Here is a 26,285-nt window from a genome sequence, read left to right as displayed (position 1 = left end):
AGCCGACCGCCCGCCCCTCGTGAACGACTCGCACCTCGCCCCTGATCTCCCCGCCGCCTGCCCCGGCTATCCGCCGAGGCTCGGTGTCGCGCGGTATCTGTCGGAGGAAGAGATGGCGGCATCGCTCGCCGATACGCTGCAAGGCTGGGACCGATCGAACGATCTCTGGCTCTTCGGCTATGGCTCGCTGATCTGGAACCCGGGTCTGCCGACCGTCGAAGCCGTGCGCGCTCGCGTGCACGGCTATCACCGCGGGCTGTACCTGTGGTCGCGCGTCAATCGCGGCACGCCTGAGCAGCCCGGCCTCGTGCTCGCGCTCGATCGCGGCGGTTCGTGCAGCGGCATCGCGTTCCGCCTCGCCGCGGCAGGCGCCATGCCCCATCTCGAAGCACTCTGGCGGCGCGAAATGCCGATGGGCTCGTATCGCCCGTCGTGGCTGCCATGCGCGCTGGCGGACGGACAGCGCGTCTCGGCACTGTCGTTCGTGATGCGGCGCGACGTGGCGACCTATACCGGCAAGCTGTCCGATACGGTCGTCAAGACCGTGCTCGGCTGCGCGCGCGGCCGTTACGGCACGACGCTCGACTACGTGAGCCGAACCGTCGAAGCGTTGCGCGAAAGCGGCATGCCGGACCGCGCGCTCGAGGCGCTGCTCGAGCGCTGCCGGTAACGCACGGCCGCCGCCCGCGCAACCCAAGCGCCGAGCACGCTCAGGCGCCTATCCCTATCTAGCAGGCGTCGAGCTGTCGCCGGCTTCCGCCGAGGCCGTCGGCAACGCCGCGCCAGCCAGCGTCGTAGCAGGCGCGGTCTGCTCCGCCGCCACCGCCTGCGCCTCATGCGGCTGCACCGCCTTCTGAGCGGCCCCGCCGCCAAACGGGATCGCGAGACAAACGGCCAGCATCACCACGAAAGTCGCCATGGTTTCCTCCGCAACGCATCCCCCGCGGACGGCCGCAGTGCACCGGCCACGGCAGCGAAGCGCGCGGCCTGTCATGCCCATCGTGGAAGACGTCGCTTCGAAGGAAGCACGAACGACGTTGCGACCGCATCGCCGCCGAGTCCCGGCGATTCGCGGCGCGAAGCCGCGCGGATCGCGCCCCAAGGTGGTCTCTTTTCCTGCGTGTTTTATTTCTATTTATACGCAGGCAGCGGGACGGAAAACGCCGACAGCCCGCATGAAGGCGACCAAACGCTCGAAATTGGCGCGCGCGGGCGATCGCGGATGATCAGAGGCCGAGGAACGCGGCAACGCCCACGAGCGCGCCAAAACCGGCCACGCCATAAGCGGCGATCTGCAGCCACCGCCGCCGCGTGAGCAAGGTGATCGCCGCCAGCGAAATGGCGATCTGCGTCAGGGTGGTCGCCTGCGCCCAGCGATGATGGTGATGCAGTTGCTCCTCACTCATCTTGTCCGCCTCTTCGACCGATTTTTCCAGCGCCTGCGCCTTGGCGAAAATCTCGTGCTTCTGCTGCACGTACTTGTCGACGTCGGCCGCAAATTTCGCGTGAGCTTTCGGATCGCTTGCACTGAGCGCCGCACCGAGCTCCGCGAGATTCTCCTTCTCGCCCTTCGCCTGGTAGTAGCTCCACTGATTCGCCGCCTCGGTCTTGCGAATCGCCGCTTCGTTCTTGTAGAAGAGTGCGAGTCCCTCAGTCGAGCTGCCCTGATAGGAAAAAACGGCGCCGATTGTCGCGAGAATCGCGGTCATCACCGCGATACGGCTCGCAAACGGGTCCGCGTCTCTATGCGCTTCGTGCCCGCCGTGCTCGGGGTGCTCGAGGGCCTCGTCGTGCGGGCCGCGCACTTCAAATTCGTCCGACATACTTTCTTCGCGCAAGAATAAGTTAGGATGGATGCTCAGGCGCCGTTGTGCGGCCGCTCTGCCGCGGGACTTTATCAGGATCTGTTTCCGAATGGCAGCTGTTGCGGCCCCTTAGTACCTTAGTTCTCAGCTGAACCGTCACCTCAGCGGTCCCCCTGTCGTGCGCCCTATGCGGTCCAGCCGACACGGACGCGCAATGCGCCTGGTGTATCCTTAACTTTCTGCAACAACGCGCCCGGCGCCGCCGCGCGCATCACCATGAACGACTCTTATCCCAGTCGACGACACACCGACAAACCGCAAGAAAAGCGCTCGCTGCTCGAGCGCCTGACCGACTTCATCTCGCCCGAGCCCGATTCGCGGGCCGAGTTGCTCGAAATCCTTCAAGACGCGCACGAACGCAATCTGATCGACGCCGATTCGCTGTCGATGATCGAAGGCGTGTTCCAGGTCTCCGACCTCTGCGCACGGGACATCATGGTTCCGCGCGCCCAAATGGACGCGATCAACATCGAGCAAAGCCCTGACAAATTCATTCCGTTCGTGCTCGAAAAAGCGCACTCGCGCTACCCCGTGTACGAAGGCAACCGCGACAACGTGATCGGCGTGCTGCTCGCGAAAGACCTGCTGCGCTACTACGCCGAAGAAGAGTTCGACGTGCGCGGCATGCTGCGCCCGGCGGTGTTCATCCCCGAGTCGAAGCGCCTCAATGTGCTGCTGCACGACTTCCGCGTGAACCGCAACCACATCGCGATCGTCGTCGACGAATACGGCGGCGTCGCGGGCTTGATCACGATCGAGGACGTGCTCGAGCAGATCGTCGGCGACATCGAGGACGAATACGATTTCGACGAGGAAAGCGGCAACATCATCGCTTCGCCGGACGGCCGCTATCGCGTGCGCGCGCTCACCGAGATCGAACAATTCAATGAAACATTCGGCACGCATTATTCGGACGAAGAGGTCGACACGATCGGCGGGCTCGTCACGCATCATTTCGGGCGCGTGCCGCACCGGGGCGAGAAAGTCCGCATCGACGACTTGATCTTCGAAATCCAGCGCGGCGACGCGCGCCAGATCCACATGCTGCTCGTGCGGCGCGACCCGCTCGCCGGCCAGCGCGAGCGCGAAGCGCAGCACGTGGAGACGTAAGCCCTCTAGCCGCATCGGCGTTAGCGCGTCCGGCCTCGGCGGGCGCGCCGCTTTGTCGAACCCAGCTTGACGCCCATCGGGCAAACCCGCGAACCCATGGCTGAACCGATTTCCTCCCGTCTGCGCCGCGGCGTGACGCCCGCCGCAGCAGACTCGAGCGGCCGTGCGCTGCCGCTGTGGCACTACCTCGCCGCGCTCGCTGCAGGCGCCCTCAATACGCTTTCGTTTGCGCCGACGCCGCACGGCGGCTGGCTCGAAATCGCCCTCTTCGTGTTCCTGTACGCGTGGCTCACACGCACGACCGGCTGGAAAAGCGCCGCGCTGACCGGCGGCGCGTTCGGCTTCGGCAACTTCGTGACGGGCGTCTGGTGGCTCTACGTGAGCATGCACGACTACGGCGGCATGGCCGCGCCGCTCGCGGGCGCGGCGCTCGTGCTGTTCTCGCTCTATCTCGCGGTCTACCCGGCGTTTTCCGCCGGGCTGTGGTCGTTCTGCGCAGGGCACGCTCGCAACGGCAACGCCTCCGACCTGCCGTTCTCGTCGACCTGGCACGGCGCGTTCGCCTTCGCGAGCGCCTGGGCGCTCGGCGAGTGGCTGCGCGGGACCGTGTTTACCGGCTTTCCGTGGCTCGCGAGCGGCTACGCGCAAGTCGACGGGCCGCTCGCGGGCTTTGCGCCGGTGGCGGGCGTCTATGGCGTCGGCTGGGTGCTCGCGCTCGTGGGCGGGCTCATCGTGCAAGCGCTCGCACAACTGCGCGGCGGCCCGCTCGCGGCGCCGTCCCCGCAGTCGTCCCCCCACCCGGCGCCGCAGCGCGTCCGTCCGGCTCGCGCCATCTTGCCCGCTGTCGTCGCGGTTGCCGTCATGGCAATCGGCGTGCTGCTATCGCAAGTCACCTGGACCTTGCCCGCCAACGCGCCGCTCGCCGTGCGGCTCCTGCAAGGCAATGTGAAACAGGAGATGAAATTCGATCCGGTCGGCATCACGGCGGCGATCGCGATGTACCAGCAGATGATCACCGAGAAGCCCGCCGACCTGATCGTGACGCCCGAGACGGCGATCCCGGTGCTCGTCCAGCAGGTGCCCGTAGAGTTCGCGCGCGCGGTGCGCCAGTTCTCCGACACGACCGGCACGTCGATCCTGTTCGGCGCGATCGGCGGCACGATCACGCCCGAAGGCCAAGTCGTCGACTACACGAACAGCCTCTACGGCATCACGCCCAATTCGCGCGACCTGTTCCGCTACGACAAGCACCATCTCGTGCCCTTCGGCGAGTTCGTGCCGTGGGGCTTCCGCTGGTTCGTCAACCTGATGAGCATCCCGCTCGGCGACTTCGCGCGCGGCGCGCCGGTGCAAAAGCCGTTCATGGTCCACAACCAGCCGGTCGACGTCGACATCTGCTACGAGGACATCTTCGGCGAGGAGATCGCCCGCTCGCTGCGCGAGAACGCGGTGCCGGCAGGGGTGCTCGTCAACACGACGAACCTCGCATGGTTCGGCAACACGATCGCGCTCGACCAGCACCTGCAGATCGCGCGGATGCGCTCGCTCGAAACCGGCCGCCCGATGCTGCGCGCGACCAACACGGGCGCGACTGCGGCTATCGACGCTCACGGCAAAGTGATCGGCCGCTTGCCGGTGTTCACGGTCGGCTCGCTCGACGTGGCGATCCAGGGCACCTCGGGCAACACGCCATACGTGACGAGCGGCAACAACACGGTGCTCGCGGTGTCGCTGATCCTGCTCGCCTTCGGCTTCGCGTTCTCGCCGGGGCGCGTCAGCAAGAAAAACGGCAACGCCGGCAAGAACGGCAGCGCACGAAGCTAACCCGGGCGGCGGCTCACGCCGCTCGAAAGCGCCGGGTCACCTCCGCAAAAATCGCAATCGCGCACCAATCCGGTAAAATTCAACGTTTTAGCACCGAGCCGCGCAAAGAATGCGCGCAGGCCGCCCGCCTTGCATCCGAACGCGAGGCTCAGCGGCCGCTCCTCATGCCGTCTCCGCCTGAAGGCACTACATGCTCACGTTTCAGCAAATCATCCTGACGCTGCAATCCTATTGGGACAAACAGGGTTGCGCGCTGCTCCAGCCGATCGACATGGAAGTCGGCGCCGGCACGTCGCACGTTCACACGTTTCTGCGCGCCATCGGCCCGGAACCGTGGCGCGCGGCCTACGTGCAGCCGTCGCGCCGCCCGAAGGACGGCCGCTACGGCGACAATCCGAACCGCCTGCAGCACTACTACCAATATCAAGTGGTGCTCAAGCCCGCGCCCGAAAACATCCTCGACCTGTACCTCGGCTCGCTCGAAGCGCTTGGCTTCGACCTGAAGCAAAACGACGTGCGCTTCGTCGAAGACGACTGGGAAAACCCGACGCTCGGCGCGTGGGGGCTCGGCTGGGAAGTCTGGCTGAACGGCATGGAAGTGACGCAGTTCACCTACTTCCAGCAAGTCGGCGGCCTCGACTGCAAGCCGGTGCTCGGCGAAATCACGTATGGCCTCGAGCGCCTGGCGATGTATCTGCAGAAGGTCGAGAACGTCTACGACCTCGTGTGGACGGAATGGGAAGAAGCAGGCCCGAACGGCAACGAGCTGCGCCGCCTCACCTATGGCGACGTCTACCATCAGAACGAAGTCGAGCAGTCGACGTACAACTTCGAATACGCGAACGTCGAGCTGCTGTTCTCGCAGTTCGCGAGCTACGAAGCGGAAGCGAAGCGCATGATCGAAACGTCGCTCGCGCTGCCCGCCTATGAGCTCGTGCTGAAAGCCGGGCATACGTTCAACCTGCTCGATGCGCGCGGCGCGATCTCGGTGACCGAACGCGCGGCGTATATCGGCCGCATTCGCGCGCTGTCGCGCCTCGTCGCGCAGGCTTACTACGATTCGCGCGAGAAGCTCGGCTTCCCGATGCTCGGCAACCCCGTGCACGGCGTGCCCGGCCTCACCACGGACGCACAGGACGCCGCGATGCCCGCCTGGGCGCCGCCGCTCAAAGTCGAACGCAAGATCGACCAGGACTGACGAGATAACCAATTAACTGCCCCCACGCTCTCTGCGTTCGCTGCCCCCCGAGGGGGTGTCAGTACGCTTGGGGCGGCCCGGCGCATACTGACATGACTCAAGCCCATCAAGCCACCCTGCTCGTCGAACTGCTGACTGAAGAGCTGCCGCCGAAGGCCCTCGCGCGCCTCGGCGATGCGTTTGCCTCGAGCCTCGTCGAGCGGCTCGCCGCGCGCGACCTGATCGACGGCGAGCCGTCGTTCGAGAGCTTCGCCACGCCGCGCCGCTTAGGCGTCGTCGTCAAGAACGTGCGCGAGCTCGCGCCGGAGAAGCAAGTGCGCGAAAAAGTGCTGCCGGTGTCGGTCGCACTCGATGCGAACGGCCAGCCCACTGCCCCGCTCGCGAAGAAGCTCGCGGCGCTCGGCTTTCCCGATGTCGCGGTAAGCGATCTCGAACGCGCATCGGACGGCAAGGCCGAAGCGTTCTTCCTGCACTACGCGGCGCCTGGCGCGACGCTCGCCGACGGCCTGCAGGCCGCGCTCGACGAAGCCACCTCGATCAACAAGCTGCCGATCCCGAAGGTCATGACGTACCAGCGCCCGGACGGTGCAAACGTGCAGTTCGTGCGTCCGGTGCAGCGCTTGACCGTGCTGCACGGCGAGAAGGTCGTGCCCGTCACCGCGTTCGGCATCGACGCCGGCGATACGACGCTCGGCCACCGCTTCCTGTCGGAAGGGCTCGTCGCGATCCTGCACGCTGAGCACTACGCCGCCACGCTGCGCACGAAGGGCCACGTGATCGCCAACTTCGGCGAGCGCAAGCAGACGATCCGCGAGCAACTGCTCGCCCAGGCCGACGGCGATGAAGTCGTCATGCCCGAATCCCTGCTCGACGAAGTGACGTCGCTCGTCGAATGGCCGGTCGTGTACGCGTGCCGTTTCGAGGACGAGTTCCTGCAAGTGCCGCAGGAATGCCTGATCCTCACGATGCAGACCAACCAGAAGTATTTCGCGCTCACCGATCAAGCCGGCAAGCTGCGCTCGCGCTTCCTGATCGTCTCGAACATCGAGACCGCGACGCCGGGCGACATCGTCGAAGGCAACGAGCGCGTCGTGCGTCCGCGCCTGGCCGATGCGAAGTTCTTCTTCGAGCAAGACAAGAAGAAGCCGCTCGCCGCGCGCGTGCCGCTGCTCACGAACGTCGTCTATCACAACAAGCTCGGCTCGCAGTTCAAGCGAGTCGAGCGCGTCGAAACGCTCGCACGCGAAATCGCCCCGCTCGCGGGCGCCGATGCCACGCTCGCCGCGCGCGCCGCGCATTTGGCGAAGGCCGATTTGCTGACCGACATGGTCGGCGAATTCCCCGAGCTCCAAGGCACGATGGGCACCTACTACGCCCGCCATGACGGCGAGCACGAAGAAGTTGCGCTCGCGTGCGCCGAGCACTACCAACCGCGCTTCTCCGGCGACGCGCTGCCGTCGACGCCGACCGGCACCGTCGTCGCGCTCGCCGATAAGCTCGAGACGCTCGTCGGCATCTGGGGCATCGGCCTGCAGCCCACGGGCGAAAAAGATCCGTTCGCGCTGCGCCGCCACGCGCTCGGCGTGCTGCGCATCCTCGTCGAGAAGCAACTGCCGATCGATATCGTCTCGCTGCTGCGCGTTGCGTACGCGCGCTTTGCGGGCGAATCGCAAGTCGCCGATCCGGTCGACGCACTCTACGCGTTCTTCATGGACCGCCTGCGCGGCCTGTTGCGCGAGCGCGGCTACGCGGCGGGCGAAATCGACGCCGTGCTGAGCCTGAACCCGACGCGCCTCGACGACGTCGTCGCGCGCCTCGACGCCGTGCGCGAATTCGCGGCCTTGCCCGAAGCGAGCGCGCTCGCCGCGGCAAACAAGCGGATTTCGAATATCCTGAAGAAGTCGGAAGTGGAAACGGAGTCGGCCGCCGACGGCAAGGGCAACCGCGCGGTGCAGATCTCGCTGCTCGTCGAAGAAGCGGAAAAGGTTCTGAACGCCCAGCTCGACCAAGTGACGCCGCACGTCCAGTCGCAACTCGCGCAGCGCGACTACACGCGCGCGCTGTCCGCGCTGGCTGCGCTGCGCGATCCGGTCGACACGTTCTTCAACGACGTGATGGTCAACGCCGAAGACCCGGCGTTGCGCGCGAACCGTCTGGCCTTGCTCGGCGCGCTGCACTCGCAGATGAACTGCGTCGCCGACATCTCCAAACTCGCGGCCTGAGACCGAAGACATGCCTACGAGCGCAAGCAGGAAGCTGGTGATTCTCGATCGCGACGGCGTGATCAACGTCGATTCGGACGCGTTCATCAAATCGCCGGACGAATGGGTCGCGATACCCGGCAGCCTCGAAGCGATCGCCCGGCTGAATCAGCACGGCTACCGTGTGGCCGTCGCGACGAACCAGTCGGGCATCGGGCGCGGCCTGTTCGACATGGCCGCGCTCAACGCGATGCACGTGAAGATGCAGAAAGCCGTCGCGGCGGCGGGCGGACGCATCGACGCGGTGTTCTTCTGCCCGCACACGGCCGACGACAACTGCGAATGCAGGAAGCCGCAGCCCGGCATGCTGAAGGCGATCGCCGAGCGCTTCGAGATCGAGCCGTCAGTCACGCCGGTCGTCGGCGATTCGCTGCGCGACTTGCAAGCCGGCGCGGCGCTCGGCTTTCCGACGCATCTGGTGCTGACCGGTAAGGGCAAAGGGACGCTCGCCGCCGGCGGCCTGCCCGAAGGCACGAAGATCCACAACGACCTGAAGTCGTTTGCGCTCGACTTCCTCTCCGAAGAACACGAGTAACGCGGACCCGCGCTTATTTCACGTAGTCACACCGATTTCGTCATACCGATGCGCTTTCTCCGCTCCCTACTGCTCTTCATCTACTTCATCGTTTTCACCGTGCCGTACGCGACCGCGTGCTTCATCGCGTTCCCGTTCATGCACGCGGACCGGCGCTACTGGATGGCGGTGGGCTGGTGCCGCACGACGCTCGCCGTGGTGCGGCATCTGAACGGCATCCGCTATCGGATCGAAGGGTTCGAAAACCTGCCTGACGGCCCCGCCGTGCTCCTCTCCAAGCATCAATCGGCGTGGGAGACGCTCGCGTTTCCGGCCCTGATGCCGCGGCCGCTGTGCTACGTCTTCAAGCGCGAGCTGCTCTACGTGCCGTTCTTCGGCTGGGCGCTCGGCATGCTGAAGATGGTTCACATCAACCGCAAGGAAGGCAAGAACGCGTTCGTGTCCGTGATCAAGCAAGGGCGCCTGCGCATGGACGAAGGCGCGTGGGTCATCATGTTCCCCGAGGGCACGCGCATTCCGGTCGGCAAGCAAGGCAAGTACAAGACGGGCGGCCCGCGTTTTGCTATCGAAGCGGGTGTGCCGGTCGTGCCGATCGCGCACAATGCGGGACATGTGTGGCCGCGCAACTCGTTCATGAAATATCCGGGTATAGTCACGGTGTCGATCGGCAAGCCGATCGAGACAACGGGGCTCACGCCCGACGAAGTCAACACGCGCGTCGAAGCGTGGATCGAAACGGAAATGCGCCGCATCGATCCCGCCGCCTACCGTGACACGGCCAGCACGGCCGCCACTGCCCGGATCTGACGCGCCCGCGCCGCTCGCGGCGCGCTTTAGCGCGAAGCAAAATCGATGCACAAGCCCTCCACGCCGCGGCCCGCCGCAGCGCTCGACAGCCGGCAACTCGACCTGCCGCTCTTCGGAGAGCCGGCCGCCGACTTGCCCTCGCCTTCAACGAAGCCTCCCTCGTCCTTAGCACCGCCAGCACCTGACGGCTCGCGCATGCGGCGCCTCACGATCAACGGCCGCACGCTCGATTACCGGCTCAAGCGCTCGTCGCGCCGCACGATCGGCTTCTCGATCGACGGCAGCGGTCTATCGATCACCGCGCCGCGCTGGGTCACGCTCGCCGATATCGAAGTGGCGATCGTCGAAAAGGAACGCTGGATTTTCGCCAAGCTCGCCGAATGGCAAACGCGCGTCGAGCAGCGCGCGCTGCCGCGCATCGACTGGAAGGAAGGCGCGCAAATTCCATACTTGGGCAAGCCGGTGAGCCTCACGCTCGCGTCGCCGCATGGGGCGCTGGCGTTCGATGCGGAGCGCGCAACGCTTGCGCTCCCACTGCCCGCGCATGCGGAAGAGCAGCAGATCAAGGACCGCGTGCAAGGCTGGCTGCAAGGAGAAGCGAAGCGTCTCTTCGGCGAGCGCCTCGCGATCTACGCAGACAAGCTCGGGGTGAACTTCAGGGCGTATGGGCTATCGTCGGCGGCGACGCGCTGGGGCAGTTGTTCGAGCGACGGGAAGATCCGGCTCAACTGGCGGCTGATCCACTTTCCGCTGTCGATCATCGATTACGTCGTCGCGCACGAGCTCGCGCACTTACGCGAGATGAACCACAGCCCGCGATTCTGGCAGACGGTCGAGTCGATCTTCCCCGAGTTCCGCGAAGCGCGGCATACGCTCAAGCATCATCCGCCCGAGCTGCTGCCCGCGCTTTGAGCGCGGAGTTCGCCGTTCAACGCTTCTTCTGGATGAACTCGATCTTGTAGCCGTCGGGATCGGTGATGAAGGCGATCACCGTCGTACCGTGCTTCATCGGGCCCGCTTCGCGCACGACCGTTCCGCCTTGGGCCTTGATCTTTTCGCAGGCGGCGTACGCATCCTCGACCTCGATCGCGAGATGGCCAAAGGCCGTGCCGATATCGTAGGCGCTCGTGTCCCAGTTGTAAGTGAGCTCCAGCACCGCGCCTTCGCTCTCCTCGGTGTAGCCGACGAACGCCAGCGTGAACTTGCCTTCGGGATAGTCATGGCGGCGCAGCAGTTTCATGCCGAGCAGTTCGGTATAGAAAGCGATCGAGCGATCCATGTCGCCGACTCGCAGCATCGTGTGAAGCAAACGCATCTTGCACTCCGATTCGGTTCGTCAAAAAAGACGAATGTATCAAGAAAGCCGCAGCGCCGCTTGCGGCTGCGACGGATCCCATGACGCCGCCCACGTCGCGCGGCCCTGATACCGGTGGGGCTTTGACCCAGGCGCGCATCGATTTGCTATCGTACTAGGCCGCTCATGCGGGCTCGCGGAAGGACCCGGCACGACTGATCCGCACCTGCTCCACTACGACAATCCATCGATGAACACTGCTGCGATCTCCACCCGCCGTCCGCTGGACGGCTTTGCCGTCATTCTGATGGTCGTGCTGTGCGCGATCTGGGGATTCCAGCAAGTCGCCATCAAGAGCACGAACGCGGCGCTCGGGCCGATGTTCCAAGCCGGTTTGCGATCGGCGATCGCGACCGTGCTCGTCTGGGCCTGGGCGCGCTCGCAGCGCACGCCGCTCTTTCGCGACGACGGCACACTGGGTGCAGGACTCTTCGCGGGCCTGCTGTTCGCGGGCGAATTCATCTGCATCTTCATCGGCCTGACCTTGACGAGCGCCTCTCGCATGGCCGTGTTCCTCTACACCGCACCCTGCTTCACCGCCCTCGGGCTGCACGCGTTCGTCGCGGGCGAGCGCATGCGCCGCGCGCAGTGGCTCGGCATCGGCATGGCATTCGCGGGAATGGCCCTCGCGTTCGCGGACGGTTTCGCGCGCGCGCCGTCGCCCGGCTCGTCGATGCTGACGGGATTGATCGGCGATGCGCTCGGCGTGCTCGCGGGCATCCTGTGGGCTGCGACGACGGTGGTCGTGCGCGCCACGTCGCTGTCGCATTCGAGCGCGAGCAAGACGCTGTTCTATCAACTGGCCGTGTCGGCGATCGTGCTGCTCGCGCTGGCGTTCGTGCTCGGTGAGGGGCATGTCGATCACGTCTCGCCGATCGCGCTCGCGAGCCTCGCGTATCAAGCGGTGATCGTCGCGTTCGTCAGCTATCTGACGTGGTTCTGGCTGCTCAAACGCTATATGGCGTCGAGGCTTTCGGTGTTCTCGTTTCTGACGCCGCTGTTCGGCGTGAGCTTCGGAGTCGTGCTGCTCGGCGAGTCGTTCAGCGGCCGATTTCTGGTTGCGGCCGCACTCGTGCTGATCGGGATTTTGATTGTGAATTCGCCGGCGCCGCGCAAGCGCTAAGCGCCCGCCAGCGTCTACGCCGCGGGCGTTGCGCCCGCCGCCACCACCTGCGCGACGCGCACGTATTCGTCCACCGGCACGTCTTCGGCACGCCGGGCGAGATCGAAACCGAGCGCCTCGAAATCGACCGCATCGCGGTAAGCCGAAAGCGTATTGCGCAGCATCTTGCGCCGTTGCGAGAACGCCGCCGTCACGACTTCGCCGAGCACGGCCGGATCGACCGGCGCCAGTTCGTGCGGCGCGTAGGGAATCATCCGCACGATCGCCGAATCCACCTTGGGCGGCGGCTGAAACGCTTCGGGCGGAACGTCGATGAGCTTGTCGATCACATAGCGATACTGGAGCATCACCGAAAGCCGTCCGAACTCCTTGCTGCCCGGCTCGGCCACCATCCGTTCGACCACCTCGTTCTGCAGCATGAAGTGCTGGTCGATCACGACCGGCGCGAACGTCGTCAGATGGAACAGCAGCGGACTCGAAATGTTGTAGGGCAGATTGCCGACGATGCGCAGCGTCGGCTTATCGACGGGCGCCGCGAGCGAGCCGAAATCGAATGCGAGCGCATCGCCCGCGTGCAGCTCGAGCAAGTCGCCGAATTTCTTCTTGAGGCGCGCGATCAGATCGCGGTCCAGCTCGACCGCATGCAGCGGCGCTTCCGGCGTCGCGAGCCGCTCGATCAGCGGTTCGGTGAGCGCGCCCAGGCCCGGCCCGATCTCCACCATCCGTTCGCCGCGCTGCGGACGAATGACGTCGACGATCGAATCGATCACGCCCAGGTCGACCAGGAAGTTCTGCCCGAACCGTTTGCGCGCGAAATGGCCTTGGTGCTGTCTGCTAGTGGACATCGAAATCGAAGAAAAACGGAATAGGAAAACTCAGGCGCCGCGACGGTTGCGCGCCATCGAGACGGCCGCGTCGATCGCCGCGATCAGGCTGCCTGCATCGGCGCGCCCCGTGCCCGCGAGATCGAGCGCGGTGCCATGATCGACCGACGTGCGGATGATCGGCAGACCGAGCGTGATGTTGACGCCCTCGCCGAAGGTCGCGTACTTGAGTACCGGCAGACCTTGGTCGTGGAACATCGCGAGCACGCAGTCGGCCCCTTCGAGGTAGCGCGGCTGGAACAGCGTGTCGGCGGGGTACGGGCCGCGCGCGTCGATGCCGCGTTCGGCGGCGAGCTTGAGCGCCGGGGAAATCACGTCGATTTCCTCGTGGCCCAGGTAGCCGTTTTCGCCTGCGTGCGGGTTCAGACCGGTCACGAGAATGCGCGGCACCGGCAGGCCGAAATCGCGCCGCAAGTCGTGGTCGATGATCGCTAGCGTCTCGAGCAAGCCGTCGATCGTCAGCGCCGCGGAGACGTCCTTGAGCGGGAGATGCGTCGTCGCCAGCGCGACGCGCAGCGGACGCGCGCCGGTGCCCGCCAGCATCATCACGACGCGCGGCGTGCGCGTGCGCTCGGCGAGATATTCGGTGTGGCCGGTGAACGGCACGCCGGCGTCGTTGATCGTGCTCTTTTGCAGCGGCGCGGTCACGATCGCGTCGAAGGTGCCGGCCACGGCGCCGTCGATTGCGTCGTCGAGCAGGCCGAGCACGTAGCGGCCGTTCGCGGCGTCGAGCTTGCCGGCCTGAGCGGCCACCGCCAACGGCCGGTGCGCGACGCGCACGCGCGTGCCGCCCGTGAGATGAGCCCAATCGACACCGACCGCCTTGGCGCGCGCTTCGAGCAGCCCCGCATCGCCGAGCACGGTGAATTGTGCGTCGGGCCAATGCGCCGCCGCAGCCGCCAGCGCCTGGGCCGTCAGCTCAGGCCCGACCCCGGCGGGTTCGCCCGTCGTGATCGCGATTTGCAGGGGCTTGCGGGAGGCGGCGGTCATCGAATGGATTATTGCTGTTGCAGGGACGCGAGATCGCCCTTGTATTGCACGTACGCGGAATCGCGCAGTTCACGCAGCCAGTCGGAGTAGGCTTGTTCGGCCTTGCGCTGGCCGATCGCCTGACGCGCGAGGTCCATTTGCTGCGCGACCGACCCTTCCGCTTCGCGACGGGCGAGCACCTGGATCAAGTGATAGCCGTATTCGCTGCGCACCGGTTCGCTGATCTCGCCGTCCTTGAGGTTGTTCATCGCGCGTTCGAAGTCAGGCACTGTCTCGCCCGGGCTGATCCAGCCGAGATCGCCGCCTTGCGACGACGAGCCGTCCTGCGAGTACGAGCGCGCGAATTTCGCGAAATCCCCGCCGGCCTCGACCTGCTGACGGATATCGAGCAGCTTCCGGCGCGCTTCCGGCTCGGACAAACCATCGCCGACACGCAGCAGAATATGCCGCACGTGCGTCTGCACGAGCTTCGGCGCATCGGCGGCGTTGCCGCCCTGGCCTGCGCGGCGATCGACCAGCTTCACGATTTCAAAGCCGTCGCCGGTGCGGATCAGATCGGGGCTCACCTGGCCGGGACGCAACTGCGACGCCGCACTGACGAAATCGGCCGGCAGTTTCGACTGCGGCTGGAAGCCCATGTCGCCGCCCTTCTTCGCGTCGTCGGCCTGGGAGTTGTCCTTCGCGAGCGATTCGAACTTCGCGCTGGACGCCGTGGCTTCCTGCAGGATCGCTTGAGCCTTCTTCTGCGCCGCGTCGATATCGGCTTGGGGCGCGTTAGCCGGCGCCTTGACCAGAATGTGATCGAGGTGCAGATCGAGCTGCACTTTCGCGGACGGCCCGCGCTGGCTCGCGATGTAGTTCGCGACTTCGGCGTCCGAGACCGTGATCTTGCTGTCGACTTCCTTCTCGCGCAGACGAGAAAGCGTCAGCTCGGTGCGCGCGTCACGCGTGAACACCGACCAGGGCACCCCTTCGGCCTCGAGGCGAGCGCGGTACATCTCCAGCGGCATGTTGTTCGCCGCCGCGAGCTTCGTCAGCGTGGTCTGCACGTCGGCATCGCTGATCTTGATGCCGTCTTCATTGGCCTTCTCGATCTGGATGCGCTCGAGCACCATTTGATTCAGCACCTGAACGCGCAGTTGGTCGAGCGGCGGCACCGGCGCGTTCTGCTGCTGCAGACGCCGCGTGATCAAACCGACCCGCTGATCCAGCTCGCGCTGCGTGATGACGTCGTTATTGACGACGGCAGCGACGGAATCCGCCGTCTCGCCGCTCGTCGGGCTCAACGCTTGAGCGGATGCGCTCGACACCGGCAAAAAGGTGGCCGCGGCGGCAAGGCCAAGACTGGCCGCGAGCGTTGCCAAACGAAGATTCTTCATGATTGCCACAGCTACTCCAATGATATCGGGCTCGTCCCGCCCGTTCGTTCGCATGTCGGCCCGTGTCGGACCATGCTCATTCATAGTCGGTGAACCGCGCCTCGGGCGGCGGCGGCGGCGGCAGCGGCGTGTACCCCGGCACGGCTGCGCGGAAGGACTGGACCAAGCCGCTGTCGACGTTGGACAAGCCCTTGAGCGTGAGCTGCATCAGGTACTTCGTTCCCTGAGTCGGGTTCCCGTTCGAACTCACGCCGTTCGCGTAGCGCTGAACGCCGAAACCCAGCGTCCAGCAGTCCGCATCGTACTGCAACCCGACCAGGCTATCGACTAAGGAATGCCCGGCCAGATCGTAATTGATGCGAGCGACGCCAAAAAAGCGATGCGTGAGCGGCCACTGCGCGGAAACCGTGATCTGCCGGACAGGCGTGAAGTTGAGCGTAGTGTCCGCGCGCGTATAGCGGTACGCGAAATTGAGGATCTTGCCCGCTGCCGGGCTGTACACGAAACCCGCGACGGCCTGCCGGAGCTGATTGTTGTCCGCATTATATTGGACGGCCGTTTCCGACGCGAAAGCGCTGCCGAGCTTGATCGACGCCCCGGCGATCAGATCCGAACGCGTCGCCTGCGTGGGCGTCTCGCCCGGCAGCAGCGTGACTTGCTGATCGCGGAAATAGTATTCCTGCGCGAGCACGAAGCGCGCCCGCTCGTCGCCGGTCGCCGGATTGATGAAGCGCGTCGTGACCGCCGCCGTGATGCGATTGGCGTCGGCCACGCGGTCGCCACCGACGAACGTGTTCGGCGTGAAGATTTCGGCGAGCCCGAAGTCCGCTTCCGCCGTATCGAAGAGCGGCGCGAAGTTCTGGTTGTGGTACGGCGTGTAGACATAGTACAGACGCGGCTCGAGCGTCTGGATGTAGTCATCCCCGAAGAGCCGCACCGAGCGCTCGAAGATCAGCCCCGAATCGAACGAGAACGTCGGGATTTGCTCGGTGAAGTTCTTCGGCTGCCCAGCGGGCGCGGCCTGGCCGGTTTGGCTCAAGCCGATCGTGCTGAGCTGGTAGGACGCGAAGTGCCACTGCACCTTCGGCGTCACGAAGTAGCCGGGGCCGACGATCGAATACGACAGGTACGGATCGAAGGTGAAACGATCGCCCTGGGTCGTGTCCTGCGACGTGATCGTGAAGCGCGTGTAGTCGGCCGCAGCGCCGAAGTCGAAGCCGCCGACGTTGTACTTCTGGTACTTGACGCTCAGCTCCGGCTCACGCCCGTAAGGCGCCGTCGACGGATAGAGCGTCTGCCAGTCCTGCACGCGCGTCAGCACGGACCACGGACCGTTGTTGTAGGTCAGCCCGGCTTCCTGCTGATACAGCAGCTGCGTACCGTTGATGATCTGCGCCGTCGACGAGCCCAGATCCTCGGGGAACGTGTTGTCCGAAACCCGGTTGTAGTAGATGTACCCGCCGAACCCGTTGCCGAAGTTCTGATTGTGGTTGATCGAGATCGAGTAGCGGTTCGTCTTCGTGATCGAGTCGTCGGGCAGGAAGACGCCCGTGATCGAGCCGGAATACGTCGGCGACAGATAGCGGAACTGCGCCTCCGTCTCCAGGCCGCGCTTCGAGATGATCGTCGGGGTCAGCAACAGATCCCGGTTCGGCGCGATGTTGAAGTAGTAAGGCACCGAAAGCTCGAAGCCATTGCTCCCGCCCGTCGACCACGTCGGCGGCAGGATGCCGCTTCGGCGCGCGTCGGAAAGCGGAAACGACAGCCACGGGCTCGCGAAAATCGGCACGCCCTGGAAGAACACCACGGCGTTATGGCCGACGCCTTCATCCGCGCCCGTATCGAACTCGAACTCGCTGCCCCTGATGTACCACGCCGGGTTCGCGCACTGGCACGCCGTATAGGTGGCGTCCTGGAAAATCGACCGCTCGCTGTCGAGCAACTGCACTTGCTTGGCGCTGCCCGACCCGCCCGTGAGGTTGAAGCGGTACTTCGGCGTCGGCATGTAGCCCTGGCTCGAATCCACCCTCAGATGCGCTTCCGGACCGGCGAACGACACGCCGTTGTTGATCACGCGCACCGTGCCGTAGGCGTCGGCCATGTCGGTGTCTTCGTCGTAGTGCAGCGCGTCCGCCTTGATCACCGTCACATTGCGGCGGATCTCGGCGGAGCCTTTCGCGGCCATGTCCTGATCGGTGGTGCCGCTCGCCTGGTCGCCGAGCACGAAGGTGGCGGGCTTGTCGCCCGGCGTCAGCGCACGTTCCTCGAGCTGCGGGGCGAGCCGCAGGCTCCACGGCCCGTCGATCTGTTGCGGCTGAGCGGCGGCGCCCGAGAGCTGGGCGCTCGATACCGACGGCAGCAGGCCCGGCACGGCGATCAACGCCGCGACGATCCGCCTTTTGCGAGGCGGCGCGTCGCTGGAAGGGTTCGTCGTTGGGAAAAACTGTCTTGGCGGCATGTATTGTTTGGCGAATCGGCCCGGCAGCCAAGCATTGCACGGTCACACGAAGAGCCGCCCGCCCGGCGAGGACGCGGCGGTCTGAGTGCGCACGAAAGAGAGGTGATCGATCGGGCGATACAGCGGGCGGTCAAACTGACATCGTGAGAACCGTGCGAAGGCCGAACACGGGGCGCGTCAAAAAAGTCGTGGGGTATTATATTGCAAGATGTTTTGCTCCCCCATTTTATGACGCCGACTCCAGCCGATTCCCGCCGCGAACACCTTACGAACTGGTTGTCCTCGCTAAATCAACGCTACCTTCTCGACGTCAACTCGCTAGCCCCCGCCTCGTCGGACGCCAGCTTTCGCCGGTATTTCAGGCTCAACAGCGCAGGCGCGCACGGCGCAACGCTGATCGCCGTCGATGCGCCGCCGCCCGAGAAATGCCGCGAATTCGTTGACGTTGCGCACCTGCTCGCCACGGCTGACGTGCACGTGCCGACCGTGCTGGAATGCGATCTCGAGCAAGGCTTCATGCTCGTGACCGATCTGGGCACGCAGTCGTACATCGCGACGCTCGATTCGGACGACACGACGGCCGCGCGGCCGCTCATGCGCGAGGCGCTCGATACGCTGATCCGCTGGCAGCTCGCGTCGCGCGAAGGCGTGCTGCCGCCGTTCGACGAAGCGTTCCTGCGCCGCGAAATGGAGCTGATGCCCGAGTGGTACGTGGGGCGGCACCTCAATCGCACGCTCGATGCGCACCAGCGCGAGGTGCTCGACCGCACGTTTGCGCTTTTGATCGCGAGCGCACGCGCGCAGCCGCAAGTCTATATGCTGCGCGATTTCATGCCGCGCAACCTGATGATCGCAGAGCCGAACCCCGGCGTGCTCGACTTTCAGGATGCGGTGTACGGCCCGATCACCTACGACGTGGCGTCGCTCCTGCGCGATGCGTTCATCAGCTGGGACGAAGAGTTCGAGCTCGACTGCTTCGCCTACTACTGGGAGCGCGCGAGAAAGGCAGGGCTTCCTGTCGACGCCGACTTCGGCGAGTTCTACCGGCAGCTCGAATGGATGGGCCTGCAGCGGCACATCAAAGTGCTGGGGCTCTTCGCCCGCATCAACTATCGCGACGGCAAGCCGCATTACCTCGCCGATCTGCCTCGCTTCCTCGATTACGCACGCAAGGTCAGCGAGCGCTATCGCCCGCTCAGCGCCTTCGCGAAGCTGCTCGACGACCTCGAAGATCGCGCAACCGAAGTCGGCTACACGTTCTAAACAACGATGGCGCACACCCTGAACACAGCGATGATCTTCGCGGCCGGGCGCGGCGACCGGATGCGCCCGCTCACCGACACCTGCCCGAAGCCGCTGCTCGAAGCGGGCGGCAAACCGCTGATCGTCTGGCAGATTGAACGCCTGACCAGCGCCGGGTTCGACACGATCGTGATCAATCACGCGTGGCTCGGCGCGCAGATCGAAAGCACGCTCGGCGACGGCTCGCGCTGGGGCGTGCGGCTCGTCTATTCGGCGGAAGGTGAAGCGCTGGAGACGGCCGGCGGCATCGCACAGGCGCTGCCGCTTCTCGAAGACGCCGGGGAGCCGCGGGTTTTCGTCGGCGTGGCCGGCGACGTGTATTGCGATTTCGACTACGCGCGCTTGCGCGAGCACGCCGCGCGCATGGCCTCTGCCGACGAGCCGGGCATGCATCTCGTGATGGTCCCGAACCCCGCGTTTCATCCGGCGGGCGATTTCGTGCTCGCTGACGGCACGGTGTCGCTCGACGGTGCCCCGCGCTACACATTCGGCAGCATCGCGCTCTACGACACGCGGATGTTTCGCGATTTGCCGCGCGGCACGCGGCGGGCGCTGACGCCCTACTATCGCGAGGCCATCGGCGCGGGACGCGTGAGCGGCGAACTGTACGAAGGTCCGTGGGAGAACGTCGGCACGCCCGCGCAGCTCAAGGCGCTGGACGAGTCGCTGCGCTCTCGAGCGGGTCTTCCGCGGGGTTTTCCGCCGGGTTTTCCGCACTAACGGGCGGCTCCGAACCGGGCATCGCCTCGCTTTGCGACGCCGCGCGCTGCTGCTGCAGCGCCCACATCTGCGCGAATAGCCCGCCCGCGCGCAACAGCTCCGCGTGCGTGCCCCGCTCGACGATCCTGCCGCGATCCATCACGATGATCTGCTGCGCGTGCACGACCGTCGACAGCCGGTGCGCGATGACGAGCGTCGTGCGTTCCCGCGCGATATGGTCGAGCTCCTGCTGGATCGCGCGCTCGGAGCGCGAATCGAGCGCCGACGTCGCCTCGTCGAACAGCAGAATCGGCGGGTTCTTGAGGATCGTGCGCGCGATCGCGACACGCTGCTTCTCGCCGCCCGACAGCTTCAAGCCGCGCTCGCCCACCGCCGTGTCGTATCCCTTCGGCAGACCCTCGATGAACTCGTGGATGTGCGCCGCGCGCGCCGCCGCGATCACTTCGTCGCGCGTGGCCGTCGGCCGGCCATAGGCGATGTTGTAGTAGATCGAATCGTTGAAGAGCACCGTGTCCTGCGGCACGATGCCGATCGAAGCGCGCAGCGAATCCTGCGTTACGTCGCGGATGTCCTGGCCGTCGATCTCGATTGCGCCGCCTGTCGTGCGGTCCAAATCGTAGAAGCGGAACATGAGCCGCGCGAGCGTCGATTTGCCCGAGCCGCTATGGCCGACCACGGCCGTCGTCGTGCCCGCGGGAATCGTGAAGCTCACGTCGAAGAGGATTTGCCGCTCGGCTTCATAGGCAAAGCTCACGCTCTCGAAGCGCACTTCGCCGCCTTTCACGGCGAGCGCCGGCGCGCCCGGCGCATCGGGCACTTCACGCGCGGCGCCGAGCAGCGTGAACATGCGGTCCATGTCGGTCAGGCTTTGCTTCAGCTCGCGGTAGACCACGCCCAGAAAATTCAGCGGGATATAGAGCTGCAGCATGAACGTGTTGATCAGCACGAGATCGCCGAGCGTGAGATGCCCCGCCATCACGCCTTGCGTCGCGCGCCACAGGATGAATACGAGCCCCGTGCCGATGATCGCCTGCTGCCCGAAGTTGAGGAACGACAGCGAGTTCTGCGACTTGATCGCCGCCGCGCGATAGCGCTTCAAGTTCTCGTCGTAGCGCCGCGCTTCCCACTCCTCGTTGCCGAAATACTTGACCGTCTCGTAGTTGAGCAGCGAATCGATCGCCCGCGAGTTCGCACGCGAATCGAGCTCGTTCATCGTGCGCCGAAAGTGCGTGCGCCACTCGGTGACCTTGATCGTGAACGCGATATACGCGACGAGCGCGATGCCCGTGATGATCGCGTAGTACGCATCGTATTTGACGACGAAGAAGCCGAGCACGAGACCGACTTCGACGAGCGTCGGCAGGATGCTGTAGAGCGAATACGAAATGAGCTGCTGGATGCCGCGCGTGCCGCGCTCGATATCGCGCGACATGCCGCCTGTCTGCCGGTCGAGGTGAAACCGCAGGGACAGCGCATGCAGATGGCGGAACACCTTCAGCGCGAGCTGGCGCACCGCGCTCTCGGTCACTTTCGAGAAGAGGATCTCGCGCAGCTCGGTGAACATCGATGTCGACAGCCGCACGACCGCATAGGCGACGACGAGAAGCCCGAGGCCCCCCGCGAGCACGATCGCGGGATCGTGCTGCGCGCGGCCGAGCGCGGCCAAGTGCCGGATCGAAGCGAGGCTGTCGACGATCCGCTTCATCACGATCGGCACGCCCAGGTTCGCGACCTTCGCGCCGATCAGGCACGAGAGCGCCAGCGCGACGCGCCACTTGTACGTCGCGAGATACGGCATGAGCGAGACGATCGTCTGCCAGTCGTTGCGTGGTCCGGCCGAGACGGGCGCGGGTTCGGAGGGGGCGGAGTAGCGGCGCATGATCGGAAGAAAGCGGGCGGCAAATAAGGCGGCGGAGAAGGCCGAACTTCTTGAGCGCCAGCCGGGTTCAATTGACGTGGGGACGATGCCCGTCCAGGACGAGCAGGCAGATAGAGTTTGCGCGGCGTGCCGCCTTAGTCGGAACGCATGGTTTCCCGTACAATTCCAACCCTCTGCTATTGTCGCAGAAGCCGACTGGCGCCGCTTCCCGTGGCCTCGGGCCGAGCGATGCGCCCTGTCCGGCACGACGCCTTGCCCGATTGCCCGGTTTCCCGCAAAGCACGCTCACCGCGCCAAGCGCTTCGTGCCAGCGCCTCTTTTCACATGGAACCCTCGATGACCACCACCCCCGTGCTTCCGCAAAAACCGTGCGCGCTGCGCGTCGTGCCGCAGCCTTCGGACGCGAACGTCCACGGCGACGTGTTCGGCGGCTGGATCATGGCGCAAGTCGACATCGCCGGCTCGATTCCGGCGAGCCGCCGCGCCAACGGCCGCGTCGCGACCATCGCGGTCAACTCGTTCATCTTCAAGCAGCCGGTGTTCGTCGGCGACCTGCTGAGCTTCTACGCCGAGATCGTGAAGACCGGCAATACGTCGGTGACGGTGTCGGTCGAGGTGTTTGCGCAGCGCATGAGCCTCGCGAACGAGACCGTGAAGGTCACCGAAGCCGAACTCACCTACGTCGCGACCGACCTCGACCGCCGCCCGCGCAAGCTGCCCGACCTCGCTTAAACAACGTTAAGCCCACCTCAGTACGGCGCGCGCACGGACTCACCGCGCGCCGCAGCCTGCGCCCTCCTGCTTCGCAGTCTTACGCTTCTTGCTCCTCCGCCGCCATCCCTTGCTGCAGCAACCCCGGAATGGCGTCGTGCGGCATCGGCTTGGCGAAGAAAAAGCCCTGCATTTCGTGGCATGAGCGCTCGCGCAGGAAGTCGAGCTGCGACGACGTCTCGACGCCCTCCGCGATCACTTGCAGCTCCAGCGAGTGCGCGAGCGCGATGATGGCCGACGTGATGGTCTCGTCGTCGTCCGAGGCGCCGATGTCCGACACGAACGAGCGGTCGATCTTCAAGCGATCGACCGGGAAGCGCTTGAGATAGCCGAGGCTCGAATAGCCGGTGCCGAAGTCGTCGATCGCGATGCTGATGCCGAGCGCGTGCAGCTCGTTGAGCATCACGACGGCCTCCTCCGCGTTGCGCATGATCATGCTTTCGGTCAGCTCGAGCTCGAGATACTGCGGCGCGAGCCCGGTTTCTTCGAGAATCGACATCACGAGCTTGGCGATGTCGCGCTGCTGAAACTGCCGGGCCGACAAGTTCACCGACACGCGCGCGGGCGGCAGCCCCGCGTCCTGCCACGCCTTGTTCTGCCGGCAGGCTTCGCGCAGCACCCATTCGGAGAGCGGCCCGATCAGCCCGCTCTCCTCCGCGACCGGAATGAACGCGGACGGCGGCACGAGTCCGACCTCGGGGTCGAGCCAGCGCACGAGCGCCTCCATGCCGACGATCTTGCCCGTCGCGATATCGACCTGCGGCTGGTAGTGCAGCAGGAATTCGTTGTCGCGCAGCGCGCGCCGCAAGCGCCGCTCGAGGTTCAGACGCGCGCCGACGCTCGTGTTCATCTCCGGCTGATAGAACTGGAACGTGTTGCGGCCCATGTCCTTCGCGCGGTACATCGCGAGATCGGCCTTCTTCATCAGCGTCTCGGCGTCTTCGCCGTCTTGCGGGAAGAGGCTCGCGCCCATGCTGCAGCCGACGTAAAGCTCGGTGCCGTCGAGCACCACCGGCTCCGAGATCGCCGCGCGCACGCGCTCCATCCACGCGATCAGCGATTGCTCGTCGGCGACGTCGGTGAGCACGGTCACGAACTCGTCGCCGCCGTGGCGCGCGACGGTATCGCTCGCCCGCGCGCTCCTCGCGAGACGCTCGGCCACCACCGCGAGCAAGCGGTCGCCGACGCTGTGGCCAAGGCTGTCGTTGACGTTCTTGAAGCCGTCGAGGTCGATGAACACCACCGCCACGCGCTTGTTGCGCCGCTGAGAGGTGGAGAGCGCCTGCTGCAGCCGCTCGCGCAGCAGGTTGCGGTTCGGCAGGCGCGTCAAGCCGTCGTAGTTGGCCTGGTATTCGAGCTGCTCCTGATAGCGGATCAGGTCGGTCACTTCGTTGATCACGCCGATGTGATGCGTCGTCTCGCCGTCGGCGTTCGGCACCGGCGCGATGAAGAGCTGATTCCAGAACAACGCGCCGTCCTTGCGGTAATTGCGCAGCACGGCGCTCACCTCGCGGTTCGCCGCGAGCCCCTCGCGAATCACGATGAGCCCCTCCTGGTCGCGGTCGTCGCGTTGCAGGAAGCGGCAGTCCTGGCCGATCACCTCGGCGGGATCGTAGCCCGTGATCCGCTTGAACGCGGGGTTCACGTATTCGATCAGATGGCCGCCCTCCGCCGGGCCGGTGATCAGGATCGCGTTGACGCTCGCGTCGAGCGCGCGGCTTTGCAAACGCAGCGCGAGGTCCGAGCGCTTGCGGTCCGTGACGTCGGTGTACGAGCTCAGCACGCCGATCACTTCGCCATCGGCATTGGTGAGCGGAATCTTGCTCGCCACCGCTACGTGGTGCGCGCCGTCGATCAGCAGGTCGAACTCGACGTTCATCTTCGGCACGCTGGTCGCGATCACGTCCTCGTCGGCGCGCCGCAACTCGACTGCCACCTCCTTCCACGGCAAGTCGAAGTCGGTTTTGCCGACCACCTGCTCGGGGTACGCCAGCCCGGCGTCGCGCGCGAACGTCATGTTGCAGCCGAGATAGCGCAGCTCGCGGTCTTTCCACGAGATGCGCTGCGGGATGTTGTCGATCACCGTTTCGAGCATCTGCGTCGAGCGTTGCGCTTCGGCTTCGGCGTTGATCTGGTCGGTCACGTCGTCGGCGAGCACGAACGTCGCCGGGCGCCCCATGAACGTGAGCGCGTGGATCGAGACATCGGTGGAAAGCAACGAGCCGTCGCGGCGCCGATGCCGCCACACGCCCGCGCTCACTCGTCCGCGGCGCGGCGACGCGTCGCTGCGCGCCAAATAGGATTCGAGTCGGGGGATTTCGTCGGCGGGACAGATATCCCGGAACGTCATCGCGAGAAACTCTTCCTCGGCGTGCCCGTATTGCTGGATCGTCGCGGCGTTGACCGCGAGAAAGCGCAGCGTCTCGCGATCGTAGATCCACATCGGCACCGGGTGAGCGTCGAACAGTTCGCGGAAACGCTCGTCGCTGCGGCGCATCGCCCGCGCGACCCGAATCTTCGCGCGCGCGGCGCTTTCGCGCATGCCGAACGTGTAGATCAGCAAGCCGCTGCCGACGATCATCGTGAAGATCAGCACCCAAGTCGCGCGCCGGGTGGAGCGCGCGGAGTCGGCGAGCGAGGCTTCGAGCGCTTCGTCCTCGCGCTGGCGCAGCAAAGCGAGCGCCGTATCGACGCCGCCGAGCTCCGAGCCGAGCCGCGTGTACGCCGATGCCGCCCAGGCGCGCGCGGGGGTATCCGGCAGCGTCGCCGCGTGGGCCAGCGCTGCCTGCGCGTCGCGCTCGAAGCTCTGGCCGCTCGCGAGCAGCCAGTCGAGCGGCGCGGCCGTGTCGGGCTCGCCCGTCAGTTGGGAACGCAACGAAGCCGCGAGGGTGGTCAGCTCCTGTGTCCTCGCGCTCTCGCGCCAGCCGTCCGGCACCAGCACGCCCGACGATTCGAAGTTGCCGAGCGCGGCGAGCCCTTCGCCTAGCGTCGAGCGATAGGCGTCGAGATCGTGCTTGACGCTCATCGAGCGCATCGTGCGCTCATCGGCTGCGCGCTGGCTGCGGATCTGCGTGTACGCGACAAACGCATTCGCGCCGACCGCCGCGGCGACGACTGCCATATTGATCAGCAGCCGCTTCGAAAAGGAAAAGGTCATGGATAACCGAACGCCGTTCGTTCTGGGAGGCAGGCGCGGCTATCGTTCTCGGCTTGCCCACGTTCGCATTTCATCGGACGAATGTGGGCTCTCTGCGCGCCAACTCATGGATAACGGCGCAGTTCGGGAAAGATGAAGGGGTAACTGATATAAAAAATCACGGCGCCAGGCCGAACTCCTTCATCGCAGGGATGAAATCGTGATTGCCCTCGGGCTTGCGCGACAGCTTGGTCAGCACATAGCGCTTGAATGGGTCGAGCTGCGCCCATTTTTCCGGCGTCGGCGCGATGAGGCTCGCGATGCTGCTTTGGTTGAGCACGCCTTCCGGCACGATTTCGGTATTGCGCCAGGCGGGCGCCCCGTCCGGCGAGAACCAGTCGGGCTCGACGTTGGCGTGCGTGCGCATCATCTCGAAAAGCGCGTGGTCGAAGTTCGGCTCGATCGCCGAGTCGTCGTCCTCTTCGACGGGGAAACGCGCGAGCAATGCGCGGTCCTCGAGCGGCAGCATCTGCCATTGCGCGAGCGAGATGCGCAGGCCGAAGCGGTCGAGATTGAAGCGCACCGACATCGGCATAAAGGTGAGGTTCTCGGATGAAATCACTTCGAAATCGAAGAGAAGCGGCTTGTCATGCAATCCCATGGCGGTGTCCTCATAAACGGCGCACGCG

General features: G+C 65.4%; 22 protein-coding genes. 12 read left to right on the top strand and 10 right to left on the bottom strand.

From position 1 onward, the window contains the following. Positions 1-19: 19 nt before the first annotated feature. Complete coding sequence (locus FAZ95_RS02835) at positions 20-670, top strand: gamma-glutamylcyclotransferase (RefSeq protein ID WP_137331061.1); 651 nt, start codon at positions 20-22, stop codon at positions 668-670. A gap of 54 nt (positions 671-724) precedes the next feature. Here FAZ95_RS02835 and FAZ95_RS02830 read toward each other — a convergent pair whose 3' ends face one another. Beyond that, positions 725-919 carry a hypothetical protein gene (locus FAZ95_RS02830; protein ID WP_137331060.1) on the bottom strand — a complete coding sequence of 65 codons (195 nt, stop codon included), beginning with the start codon at positions 917-919 and terminating at the stop codon, positions 725-727. A 307-nt stretch (positions 920-1,226) separates the two neighbouring features. Then, positions 1,227-1,823 carry a DUF4337 domain-containing protein gene (locus FAZ95_RS02825; RefSeq protein ID WP_137331059.1) on the bottom strand — a complete coding sequence of 199 codons (597 nt, stop codon included), beginning with the start codon at positions 1,821-1,823 and terminating at the stop codon, positions 1,227-1,229. 258 nt (positions 1,824-2,081) lie between these two features. Here FAZ95_RS02825 and FAZ95_RS02820 point away from each other — a divergent pair, with 258 nt between their 5' ends. From FAZ95_RS02820 to FAZ95_RS02790, 7 genes are all read left to right on the top strand, one after another. After that, on the top strand, positions 2,082-2,975 hold the full coding sequence (locus tag FAZ95_RS02820; protein ID WP_137331058.1) for a CorC family transporter: 894 nt from the start codon (positions 2,082-2,084) through the stop codon (positions 2,973-2,975). A gap of 96 nt (positions 2,976-3,071) precedes the next feature. Continuing rightward, positions 3,072-4,799 carry an apolipoprotein N-acyltransferase gene (lnt, locus tag FAZ95_RS02815; protein WP_137331057.1) on the top strand — a complete coding sequence of 576 codons (1,728 nt, stop codon included), beginning with the start codon at positions 3,072-3,074 and terminating at the stop codon, positions 4,797-4,799. A gap of 190 nt (positions 4,800-4,989) precedes the next feature. Continuing rightward, entirely contained in the window at positions 4,990-5,997 is a 1,008-nt protein-coding gene (gene glyQ, locus FAZ95_RS02810) for a glycine--tRNA ligase subunit alpha (protein ID WP_137331056.1), read from the top strand. 92 nt (positions 5,998-6,089) lie between these two features. Beyond that, positions 6,090-8,219, top strand: a complete 2,130-nt coding sequence (gene glyS / locus FAZ95_RS02805; protein ID WP_137331055.1) for a glycine--tRNA ligase subunit beta — start codon at positions 6,090-6,092, stop codon at positions 8,217-8,219. A gap of 10 nt (positions 8,220-8,229) precedes the next feature. After that, positions 8,230-8,793 (top strand): D-glycero-beta-D-manno-heptose 1,7-bisphosphate 7-phosphatase, encoded by a 564-nt coding sequence (gene gmhB / locus FAZ95_RS02800; RefSeq protein ID WP_137331054.1) that lies wholly within the window; start codon positions 8,230-8,232, stop codon positions 8,791-8,793. Between the two features lie 48 nt (positions 8,794-8,841). Beyond that, positions 8,842-9,600, top strand: a complete 759-nt coding sequence (locus tag FAZ95_RS02795) for a lysophospholipid acyltransferase family protein (protein ID WP_137331053.1) — start codon at positions 8,842-8,844, stop codon at positions 9,598-9,600. Positions 9,601-9,645: 45 nt separating this feature from the next. Continuing rightward, a complete protein-coding gene (locus FAZ95_RS02790; protein WP_137331052.1) occupies positions 9,646-10,512 on the top strand; it encodes a M48 family metallopeptidase in 867 nt (288 codons plus the stop codon). 16 nt (positions 10,513-10,528) lie between these two features. On the opposite strand, the gene gloA is transcribed toward FAZ95_RS02790, so the two are convergent. After that, a complete protein-coding gene (gene gloA, locus FAZ95_RS02785) occupies positions 10,529-10,915 on the bottom strand; it encodes a lactoylglutathione lyase (RefSeq protein WP_137331051.1) in 387 nt (128 codons plus the stop codon). A 229-nt stretch (positions 10,916-11,144) separates the two neighbouring features. Here gloA and FAZ95_RS02780 point away from each other — a divergent pair, with 229 nt between their 5' ends. Beyond that, positions 11,145-12,077, top strand: a complete 933-nt coding sequence (locus FAZ95_RS02780) for a DMT family transporter (RefSeq protein WP_137331050.1) — start codon at positions 11,145-11,147, stop codon at positions 12,075-12,077. 14 nt (positions 12,078-12,091) lie between these two features. Here the strand turns inward: FAZ95_RS02780 and rsmA are convergent, their stop codons facing one another. The 4 genes from rsmA to FAZ95_RS02760 form a co-directional block, all read right to left on the bottom strand. Further along, positions 12,092-12,922 (bottom strand): 16S rRNA (adenine(1518)-N(6)/adenine(1519)-N(6))-dimethyltransferase RsmA, encoded by an 831-nt coding sequence (gene rsmA / locus FAZ95_RS02775; protein WP_175425502.1) that lies wholly within the window; start codon positions 12,920-12,922, stop codon positions 12,092-12,094. A gap of 30 nt (positions 12,923-12,952) precedes the next feature. Beyond that, positions 12,953-13,951: a 4-hydroxythreonine-4-phosphate dehydrogenase PdxA gene (gene pdxA, locus FAZ95_RS02770; protein ID WP_137331048.1), complete on the bottom strand. Its 999-nt coding sequence runs from the start codon at positions 13,949-13,951 to the stop codon at positions 12,953-12,955. Positions 13,952-13,959: 8 nt separating this feature from the next. After that, positions 13,960-15,330, bottom strand: a complete 1,371-nt coding sequence (locus FAZ95_RS02765; protein ID WP_496543829.1) for a peptidylprolyl isomerase — start codon at positions 15,328-15,330, stop codon at positions 13,960-13,962. Positions 15,331-15,406: 76 nt separating this feature from the next. After that, positions 15,407-17,788: an LPS-assembly protein LptD gene (locus FAZ95_RS02760; RefSeq protein ID WP_137331046.1), complete on the bottom strand. Its 2,382-nt coding sequence runs from the start codon at positions 17,786-17,788 to the stop codon at positions 15,407-15,409. Positions 17,789-18,016: 228 nt separating this feature from the next. Between FAZ95_RS02760 and FAZ95_RS02755 the strand changes: the two genes are divergently transcribed. Together FAZ95_RS02755 and murU are read left to right on the top strand one after the other, a co-directional pair. Further along, on the top strand, positions 18,017-19,051 hold the full coding sequence (locus FAZ95_RS02755; protein WP_137331045.1) for an aminoglycoside phosphotransferase family protein: 1,035 nt from the start codon (positions 18,017-18,019) through the stop codon (positions 19,049-19,051). 6 nt (positions 19,052-19,057) lie between these two features. Next, positions 19,058-19,810 (top strand): N-acetylmuramate alpha-1-phosphate uridylyltransferase MurU, encoded by a 753-nt coding sequence (gene murU, locus FAZ95_RS02750; RefSeq protein WP_137331044.1) that lies wholly within the window; start codon positions 19,058-19,060, stop codon positions 19,808-19,810. Here murU and FAZ95_RS02745 read toward each other — a convergent pair. After that, positions 19,737-21,689: an ABCB family ABC transporter ATP-binding protein/permease gene (locus FAZ95_RS02745; RefSeq protein ID WP_137331043.1), complete on the bottom strand. Its 1,953-nt coding sequence runs from the start codon at positions 21,687-21,689 to the stop codon at positions 19,737-19,739. The genes murU and FAZ95_RS02745 overlap by 74 nt on opposite strands. A 336-nt stretch (positions 21,690-22,025) precedes the next feature. Between FAZ95_RS02745 and FAZ95_RS02740 the strand changes: the two genes are divergently transcribed. Beyond that, positions 22,026-22,421 carry an acyl-CoA thioesterase gene (locus tag FAZ95_RS02740; protein WP_137331042.1) on the top strand — a complete coding sequence of 132 codons (396 nt, stop codon included), beginning with the start codon at positions 22,026-22,028 and terminating at the stop codon, positions 22,419-22,421. Positions 22,422-22,500: 79 nt separating this feature from the next. Here FAZ95_RS02740 and FAZ95_RS02735 read toward each other — a convergent pair whose 3' ends face one another. Next, complete coding sequence (locus FAZ95_RS02735; RefSeq protein WP_137331041.1) at positions 22,501-25,617, bottom strand: sensor domain-containing protein; 3,117 nt, start codon at positions 25,615-25,617, stop codon at positions 22,501-22,503. 157 nt (positions 25,618-25,774) lie between these two features. Continuing rightward, entirely contained in the window at positions 25,775-26,257 is a 483-nt protein-coding gene (locus FAZ95_RS02730; RefSeq protein WP_137331040.1) for a nitrate reductase associated protein, read from the bottom strand. Positions 26,258-26,285 lie beyond the last annotated feature (28 nt).

The sequence above is a fragment of the Trinickia violacea genome (assembly GCF_005280735.1).
Classification (GTDB): Bacteria; Pseudomonadota; Gammaproteobacteria; order Burkholderiales; family Burkholderiaceae; genus Trinickia_A; species Trinickia_A violacea.
The sequence above is the reverse complement of the archived record's forward strand: the minus strand, read 5'-3'. Positions and strand labels throughout refer to the sequence as shown.

Excerpts from the sequence above, each read along its gene's own strand:
- FAZ95_RS02830 (WP_137331060.1), bottom strand. The coding sequence starts at position 919 with ATGGCGACTTTCGTGGTGATGCTGGCCGTTTGTCTCGCGATCCCGTTT.
- FAZ95_RS02825 (WP_137331059.1), bottom strand. The coding sequence starts at position 1,823 with ATGTCGGACGAATTTGAAGTGCGCGGCCCGCACGACGAGGCCCTCGAG.
- FAZ95_RS02820 (WP_137331058.1), top strand. The coding sequence starts at position 2,082 with ATGAACGACTCTTATCCCAGTCGACGACACACCGACAAACCGCAAGAA.
- lnt (WP_137331057.1), top strand. The coding sequence starts at position 3,072 with ATGGCTGAACCGATTTCCTCCCGTCTGCGCCGCGGCGTGACGCCCGCC.
- glyQ (WP_137331056.1), top strand. The coding sequence starts at position 4,990 with ATGCTCACGTTTCAGCAAATCATCCTGACGCTGCAATCCTATTGGGAC.
- glyS (WP_137331055.1), top strand. The coding sequence starts at position 6,090 with ATGACTCAAGCCCATCAAGCCACCCTGCTCGTCGAACTGCTGACTGAA.
- gmhB (WP_137331054.1), top strand. The coding sequence starts at position 8,230 with ATGCCTACGAGCGCAAGCAGGAAGCTGGTGATTCTCGATCGCGACGGC.
- FAZ95_RS02795 (WP_137331053.1), top strand. The coding sequence starts at position 8,842 with ATGCGCTTTCTCCGCTCCCTACTGCTCTTCATCTACTTCATCGTTTTC.
- FAZ95_RS02790 (WP_137331052.1), top strand. The coding sequence starts at position 9,646 with ATGCACAAGCCCTCCACGCCGCGGCCCGCCGCAGCGCTCGACAGCCGG.
- gloA (WP_137331051.1), bottom strand. The coding sequence starts at position 10,915 with ATGCGTTTGCTTCACACGATGCTGCGAGTCGGCGACATGGATCGCTCG.
- FAZ95_RS02780 (WP_137331050.1), top strand. The coding sequence starts at position 11,145 with ATGAACACTGCTGCGATCTCCACCCGCCGTCCGCTGGACGGCTTTGCC.
- rsmA (WP_175425502.1), bottom strand. The coding sequence starts at position 12,922 with ATGTCCACTAGCAGACAGCACCAAGGCCATTTCGCGCGCAAACGGTTC.
- pdxA (WP_137331048.1), bottom strand. The coding sequence starts at position 13,951 with ATGACCGCCGCCTCCCGCAAGCCCCTGCAAATCGCGATCACGACGGGC.
- FAZ95_RS02765 (WP_496543829.1), bottom strand. The coding sequence starts at position 15,330 with ATGAAGAATCTTCGTTTGGCAACGCTCGCGGCCAGTCTTGGCCTTGCC.
- FAZ95_RS02760 (WP_137331046.1), bottom strand. The coding sequence starts at position 17,788 with ATGCCGCCAAGACAGTTTTTCCCAACGACGAACCCTTCCAGCGACGCG.
- FAZ95_RS02755 (WP_137331045.1), top strand. The coding sequence starts at position 18,017 with ATGACGCCGACTCCAGCCGATTCCCGCCGCGAACACCTTACGAACTGG.
- murU (WP_137331044.1), top strand. The coding sequence starts at position 19,058 with ATGGCGCACACCCTGAACACAGCGATGATCTTCGCGGCCGGGCGCGGC.
- FAZ95_RS02745 (WP_137331043.1), bottom strand. The coding sequence starts at position 21,689 with ATGCGCCGCTACTCCGCCCCCTCCGAACCCGCGCCCGTCTCGGCCGGA.
- FAZ95_RS02740 (WP_137331042.1), top strand. The coding sequence starts at position 22,026 with ATGACCACCACCCCCGTGCTTCCGCAAAAACCGTGCGCGCTGCGCGTC.
- FAZ95_RS02735 (WP_137331041.1), bottom strand. The coding sequence starts at position 25,617 with ATGACCTTTTCCTTTTCGAAGCGGCTGCTGATCAATATGGCAGTCGTC.
- FAZ95_RS02730 (WP_137331040.1), bottom strand. The coding sequence starts at position 26,257 with ATGGGATTGCATGACAAGCCGCTTCTCTTCGATTTCGAAGTGATTTCA.